Source organism: Acetobacter fabarum, from assembly GCF_040702925.2.
Taxonomy (GTDB): domain Bacteria; phylum Pseudomonadota; class Alphaproteobacteria; order Acetobacterales; family Acetobacteraceae; genus Acetobacter; species Acetobacter fabarum_B.
Window position 1 is genome coordinate 43,209 of record NZ_JBFCXX020000020.1, and the last position, 6,569, is coordinate 49,777.

Genomic DNA, 6,569 nt, shown 5'->3' on the forward strand with positions numbered 1-6,569 from the left:
AGGAAGCGCACGATGGCGTCAGAAAACAAGTCGATCGTCTTGATCGCCCGGATTATCCTCGGAATTCTGATGGTATTTGTGTCTTGGACCGTTGTCGCGTCTTTTGTTTTTCTGAAGGGAACGGGTTTATCGGGCTCGTTCGAGCATCCTTTCTATCAATGGTGGCTCTATTTTCTGTATGGCCGGGATAATCCGATCGTAGTGCAATGGCTCAAGATCGGCGCGGGGGCAGGCGGTGTTGTGGTTGCGCTGGTAATGCTGGCGGTGATCTTCCGGCGTGGTGCAATCGGCCCTTCTCTGCGCCCGTCCATATTCAGTCGTAGGCAACGGCCTATCCGTGGCGTGACAGAGAATCATGGCTATGCGGACTGGATGACAATGAAGCAGGCCAGGCAGCTCTTTCCACGTCCTTCCGCTGAATATGGAGGTGTCGTTGTAGGCGAAGCCTATCGCGTGGACGAAGACCGGCATGCAAGGGTGCCCTTTCATCCTAAAGAGCCGAAAACATGGGGACAGGGCGGCCGTGCGCCATTGCTCATAGATCCCTGTGAGACAGGATCGACCCACAGTCTGGTTTTTGCCGGACCGGGATCGTTCAAGTCCACGTCGGCCGTCACCACGCTGACCACATGGACGGGCTCTGCCGTGGTGCTTGATCCGAGTACAGAATTGGGGCCGATGCTTCGACCGTTCCGCGAAACGCTGGGTCATCAGGTCTACGAGCTGCGGCTCGGTGGAGATGTTGGCTTTAATGTCTTGGACTGGATCGACATTCGTTCGCCCGAAGCAATCACGAATATACAGGACGTGGTGTCATGGATATGCCGGGAGAGTGGTGCCAAAAAAGACGCCAATAACGAGTTTTTTGACCGGCAGGGCCGCAATCTCGTGACGTGTTTATTGGCGCACATGATGTTTGATCCGGACCTTCCAGCCGAGGAAAAGACCTTGCGGACGCTGAGAAGCGGGGTCTGCACGCCGCAAGAAGAAATGCGGAATCTGCTGAACACGATCCATGCGAGCAGTCCGTGCGCCTATGCGAGCCAGACGGCCGGCGCGCTCAAGGGACTGGTCGATGAGACGTTTTCCGGGGTGTATGGCAATGCCGATGACAAGACAGCCTGGCTCAGTAATCCTGCGTTTGCGGACCTGGTGTCCGGAGACAGTTTTCGCTCGTCAGATCTGGTCGATGGCAAGATGGATGTTTTCGTACAGTTGCCATTGCGGGCTTTGGAAAACACACCCGAAATTGGTCGCACGATTATAGGGGCGTTACTGAATGCCGTTTATGAAGCTGATGGCAATATTCGGAATCGTGTCCTCTTCCTTCTGGACGAAGTCGCACGTCTCGGTCCTATGCGGATCATGGCAACAGCACGGGATGCCGGGCGCAAATACGGTATTACCCTGAGATTGCTCTATCAGTCGGTCGGACAACTCGAAGAACAATGGGGCCGTGAGGGAAAGCGAGCATGGTACGAGGCGGCCGCACATCGGACATATGTTGCGATCTCCGATCTCGATACCGCGAAAGAGCTGGAAGAAACCTTCGGTCAGTATGGTGTCATGGCGACATCCGTGGGCAGCAATACCGGCACGTCGGGGAAAGGCTGGGAAGCGAGCAACCGTTCGCGCGGGGCGAACACGAGCTATCACGAAATCAGCCGTCCGCTGATCCGACGGGAAGAACTGCTGAACGATGTCCGGGTAGATGAAGCGTTTGTGGTGGTGCGTGGTGGTCGTCCGTTGCGTTGCGGGATGCCTATCTATTTTCGACGGCCTGAAATCAGAGAAAAAATAGCGGCCAATCGGTTCAATAAGATCTCGGCCTGAGTGTCAGGGGGACATGAGCAATGTCGGAAACGAACAATGAGAAGCGTCGGGATAAGGCGCGTCAGCAGGGAAGCCAGAAGACGGCCGGTATTGCCGAGGCGCAGAAAGCGGCATCGCGTGAGAATGTCGCTGATCGCTACTGGAAGCAAACAAGCGAAAAGGGACAGACCCCTGGACAGCGGGCGGAGAGCAACAAGCCACGTGCAAAGCCCAAAAGCAGTCCGTAACTAGGAGGCTGACATGCCTGAAGCGGGCTGGCTGTACGTTCTCGAAATTCCGGCATTACCTGGGGTAGTGAAGATCGGGCGCACGTCCAGAGATCCGACGTTACGATGCCGCGGGGTGGGCGGCGCGGATTGCCCCTTTGAGCTGGTTGTCGCGTGGAAGAAACCTGTGCCTGATGCGCAAGCGGCCGAAAAGCAGGCGCATCGGATGCTGGTTGCCAAGCGGCTGCGACGTGCAGACCGGGTGCTTGGTCATGTGGCTTTTGCCCGGTCCCGCGAGTTTTATCGGGCGAATGTCCAGGACGTCACGTCGGTCCTTGAGGTCATTGTTGCTTCTCGCGTGCGCGCGCGATCTTTGCTGCTGGCGGCAGCTCGCCCAGGTCGGTGTCAGCCCTTTCGATCAGGATGGAAAGGGCGACGCAAACTGGCAAGGCATTATCGGCCGACTGGCCGGGCGGCCGGGTTTAATGCGCTCATGGTTCCTATGATGCTTCTTGCTGTCATTATGGCGGTGCGTCCGGATGTGAACTGGCTACCGTGGCCTATAGCGGCTTCGCTCGAATGGCTGGAATCGCTGAGTATGATGCTTTGGTAAAGACAGTGATGGGCGATCAAAAAAAGCCATACAGTAACAGTAGGGCTGTTGATCGGCGGCTTAGGAAGATAAGCGAGGTGTCTGATCTGAGCAGCAAAATTGAGAAAATCGACGGTCATGATCTCCGTTTGCTTGATAGGATACCTTGACTTGTATCCATATATCTGAAAAGCCAGATATATGGATACAAACTCTGCCATTGCCGCACTTAACGCCCTGTCACAGTCCACGCGGCTGGATATCTTCCGCCTGCTTGTGCGCCATGAGCCGGACGGGCTGCCCGCCGGGGACGTCGCACGCCATCTTGATATGCCGCAGAACACGATCTCGGCCCACCTCGCCACCCTAGCCCGCGCCGGCCTGCTGACCTCGCAACGCCATAGCCGGCTGATCGTCTATCGCGCCTGTCTTTCTCGCCTGCACGACCTGATGCTCTTCCTCGTCAGAGACTGCTGTGCAGGCAGCCCCGAACTCTGTACGCCCCTGATCGCGACCCTGTCCTCCTGCTGTCCGTCCCCGGAATCCTGCTCATGACCATCACGATCTATCACAACCCAGCCTGCGGCACGTCGCGCAACGTGCTGGCACTGATCCGCAACAGCGGTGAGGAACCTCGCATTATTGAGTATCTGAAAACGCCTCCCAGCCGTGAGGAACTGGTCGATCTGATTGCCCGTATGGGCGTTCCGGTGCGCTCGGTCCTGCGGGAAAAGGGCACGCCCTTTCACGAACTCGGCCTCGATAATCCGGCCCTGAGCGATGACGCGCTGATCGATGCCATGATCGCACACCCAATCCTGATGAACCGGCCGATCGTCGTCACCCCGCTGGGTGCGGCACTCTGCCGTCCGTCCGAGGCGGTTCTGGACATCCTGCCCAACCCGCAGAGAGGCGCTTTCGTCAAAGAGGACGGCGAGAAGATCGTCGATGAATCCGGAAAGCGGATCGTCTGATGCTGGCGCTTCTGATTTTCGTTGTCACGCTGGTTTTTGTCATCTGGCAGCCTCGGGGGCTGGGCATCGGCTGGAGCGCAATGGCAGGTGCCGCCGTGGCCCTGGTGGCTGGAGTAATTCACTGGCACGACATTCCTGTCGTCTGGCACATCGTCTGGGACGCGACCTTCACCTTTATCGCGCTGATCGTCATCTCGCTGTTGCTGGACGAGGCCGGGTTCTTCCATTGGGCCGCCCTGCACGTGGTGCGCTGGGGCAAAGGGCGAGGCCGGACGCTATTCCCGCTGATCGTGGTCTTGGGAGCAGCCATTGCGGCTGTGTTCGCCAATGACGGCGCGGCCCTGCTGCTGACGCCCATCGTCATCGCCATCCTCACGCAGCTTCGCCTCAGTCCTGCTGCGGCGCTGGCCTTTATTATCGCCACTGGCTTCGTCGCGGATACCACCAGCCTGCCGCTTGTCATCTCCAATCTGGTGAACATCGTCAGCGCCAATTTCTTTGGTATTGCGTTCGATCGCTATGCTGCGGTCATGGTGCCGGTCGATCTGGTCGCACTTGGTGCAACGCTGGCGGTCCTGTGGCTGTGGTATCGGCGGCAGGTGCCTGCGACCTATCCCGTCGCCGAACTGCCCGCACCTGCCACGGCCATTCGTGACCCTCATGTATTCCGGGCGGCATTTCCACTGCTGGCCCTGGTTCTGGCGGCCTATTTCCTGACGGCGCCGTTTCATATCCCGGTCTGTGTCGTGGCCTGCCTGGCCGCCGGAATCCTGTTGCTCGTCGCCGGATATGGTCGGGTCATCCCTGTTCGCAAGGTGCTGCGGGGCGCCCCGTGGCAGATCGTGATCTTCTCCCTGGGCATGTATCTGGTGGTCTACGGGCTGCGCAATGCTGGGCTGACTGACTACCTTGCGACCGCACTGGTCTGGCTCGGTCATCAAGGGACGTTCACGGCCACCATCGGCACCGGCTTTCTAGCGGCTGTTCTGTCGTCCATCATGAACAATATGCCGAGTGTGCTGGTCGGGGCGCTGGCGATCCAACAGGCTCACGACATCACGCCACTGACACGCGACCTGATGATCTATGCCAACGTCATCGGCTGCGACCTCGGGCCGAAATTCACGCCGATTGGTAGTCTCGCAACACTGCTGTGGCTGCATGTGCTGGCATCCAAGAACCATCGGGTCACATGGGGGCAGTATATGAAGGTCGGACTGGCGATTACGCCGCCCGTCCTGCTGGCAACACTCGCGGCGCTGGCCCTATGGCTGCCCCGGATCAGTCACCCGTAATACACGACAGGACCGATATATATGACCGAACCTGAGCTGCCAGCCTTGCATCCGGAGTATCTCGAACGGGTCGATCTCGCGCGGCTGGAACCGCAACCGCGTGTGGACCATCCGCCGCGTATCCTGCTGCTCTACGGCTCTTTGCGTCCCCGATCCTTCAGTCGGTTGCTGGTGCTTGAGGCGGAACGCATCCTGAAGGTGCTGGGGGCCGAGACACGGGTGTTCGACCCGACCGGCCTGCCGATAGCGGATTCCGTGCCTGCCACGCATCCGAAAGTGCAGGAACTGCGGGAACTGTCGATCTGGTCGGAAGGCCAGGTCTGGTGCAGCCCCGAACGGCACGGCAACATAACCGCTGTGTTCAAAAACCAGATCGACTGGTTGCCATTGTCCGAAGGCTCGATCCGTCCGACGCAGGGCCGCACGCTGGCGGTCATGCAGGTCTCAGGCGGATCGCAAAGCTTCAATTCCGTCAATGCCCTGCGGGTTCTGGGCCGATGGATGCGGATGTTCACCATCCCCAACCAGTCCAGCGTGCCAATGGCCTATACGCAGTTCGGTGACGATGACCGCATGAAGCCGTCCCCCCTCTATGACCGGATGGTAGATGTCATGGAGGAACTGATGAAGTTCACATGGCTGCTGCGCGACCGGGCCGACTACCTCGTGGACCGCTATAGCGAACGGAAGACGGAATTCCGTCTCCCGGAAAGCCTGTGAGCCGGGCAATGGGCGAGCAGTTCGATGTCGTGATCGTGGGGGGCGGTCAGGCGGCCCTCGCCGCGTCGTATTTTCTACGACGGACCGGACTGCGTTACGTCATTCTCGATAACGGGACCCAGGCAGGTGGTGCATGGGTGCATGGCTGGGACTCCCTGCATCTGTTCTCGCCCGCGTCCTACACTCGGCATTCTGCGGCGGCATAGCCTGCACGGTGGCCGCGCCCATAAAGGCAAGACCAACGATAACGAATACCAGACGTCGGAGAAAGCACCACCGCATACCGGCCATCATCTCGCAAACAGGCAAAGGGGGCAATCTCTTATGCACGGAGCGGAAGTCATGCCGCGCTCTTGGGCCGGTCGTTTGGGCTGGGACATCCCTCGCCACGCGAGGCCGGGCAACTCACTTGAAGAGGCCATCGTGTGGAAAGTACGCTAAACAACGTTTAGCATGAACAGTAGAAGAACGTCTGGGTAGCGTGATCTTGCCTGAGGGCAAGCCGCTGTTTCTTTGTTGAACAACGGCAAGCAGCACGGAAGTTAGCGGATGAAATATCCGCTAACGCGCCAATATGCCTGACCGATCATGCCCGCGATCTGATGACGATCCTTGGCCTGCGCGCGCCCCAGAGAGCCGATATCCCGTTCATGATCGAGGCTGCGGCAAACGCAGCCTGGGCCACGGACAGCGGCATCGTAATCGTCCGGGCCGTGATGGACGCGCTACGCCATGCCAAAATCGCACTCCCTTCGATTTCAACCATCGAACGCGCCAGCATTGCGGGACGGGCGCGGGCCCGACGGAAGACCGCGCAGGCGTTAACGCAGGGCCTCACAGGCGATCAGGTCACGGCGCTGGATCGGCTTTTCGGGGTCAGGACATAGAACGGGCACAGATATACGCTAAGCGTCTCTGCGCGCACTTATGGGTCGACTCTATGCGTCGA

8 protein-coding genes and 1 pseudogene are annotated in these 6,569 nt (G+C 59.0%); all 9 read left to right on the top strand.

The annotated features are described in order from the left end of the window. Positions 1-12: 12 nt before the first annotated feature. On the top strand, positions 13-1,833 hold the full coding sequence (locus AB2L51_RS12400; RefSeq protein ID WP_007284439.1) for a type IV secretory system conjugative DNA transfer family protein: 1,821 nt from the start codon (positions 13-15) through the stop codon (positions 1,831-1,833). A 20-nt stretch (positions 1,834-1,853) separates the two neighbouring features. Then, a complete protein-coding gene (locus tag AB2L51_RS12405; RefSeq protein ID WP_007284438.1) occupies positions 1,854-2,060 on the top strand; it encodes a hypothetical protein in 207 nt (68 codons plus the stop codon). Positions 2,061-2,073: 13 nt separating this feature from the next. Beyond that, the gene (locus AB2L51_RS12410; protein ID WP_010665820.1) at positions 2,074-2,652 is read left to right on the top strand and encodes a GIY-YIG nuclease family protein; all 579 of its coding nucleotides are present in this window, start codon (positions 2,074-2,076) and stop codon (positions 2,650-2,652) included. Between the two features lie 180 nt (positions 2,653-2,832). After that, a complete protein-coding gene (locus tag AB2L51_RS12415) occupies positions 2,833-3,186 on the top strand; it encodes an ArsR/SmtB family transcription factor (RefSeq protein WP_099349392.1) in 354 nt (117 codons plus the stop codon). After that, on the top strand, positions 3,183-3,605 hold the full coding sequence (gene arsC, locus AB2L51_RS12420) for an arsenate reductase (glutaredoxin) (RefSeq protein ID WP_099349393.1): 423 nt from the start codon (positions 3,183-3,185) through the stop codon (positions 3,603-3,605). Before AB2L51_RS12415 ends, arsC begins: the two co-directional genes overlap by 4 nt. Further along, entirely contained in the window at positions 3,605-4,900 is a 1,296-nt protein-coding gene (locus AB2L51_RS12425; protein WP_007284434.1) for an arsenic transporter, read from the top strand. Before arsC ends, AB2L51_RS12425 begins: the two co-directional genes overlap by 1 nt. A gap of 21 nt (positions 4,901-4,921) precedes the next feature. Continuing rightward, positions 4,922-5,620 (top strand): arsenical resistance protein ArsH, encoded by a 699-nt coding sequence (gene arsH / locus AB2L51_RS12430; protein WP_395582823.1) that lies wholly within the window; start codon positions 4,922-4,924, stop codon positions 5,618-5,620. Between the two features lie 8 nt (positions 5,621-5,628). Beyond that, positions 5,629-5,805: pseudogene (locus AB2L51_RS12435) on the top strand (NAD(P)-binding protein); the annotation flags it as partial. A gap of 393 nt (positions 5,806-6,198) precedes the next feature. Continuing rightward, positions 6,199-6,507 carry a DUF4158 domain-containing protein gene (locus tag AB2L51_RS12440; RefSeq protein ID WP_400922165.1) on the top strand — a complete coding sequence of 103 codons (309 nt, stop codon included), beginning with the start codon at positions 6,199-6,201 and terminating at the stop codon, positions 6,505-6,507. Positions 6,508-6,569: the final 62 nt, after the last annotated feature.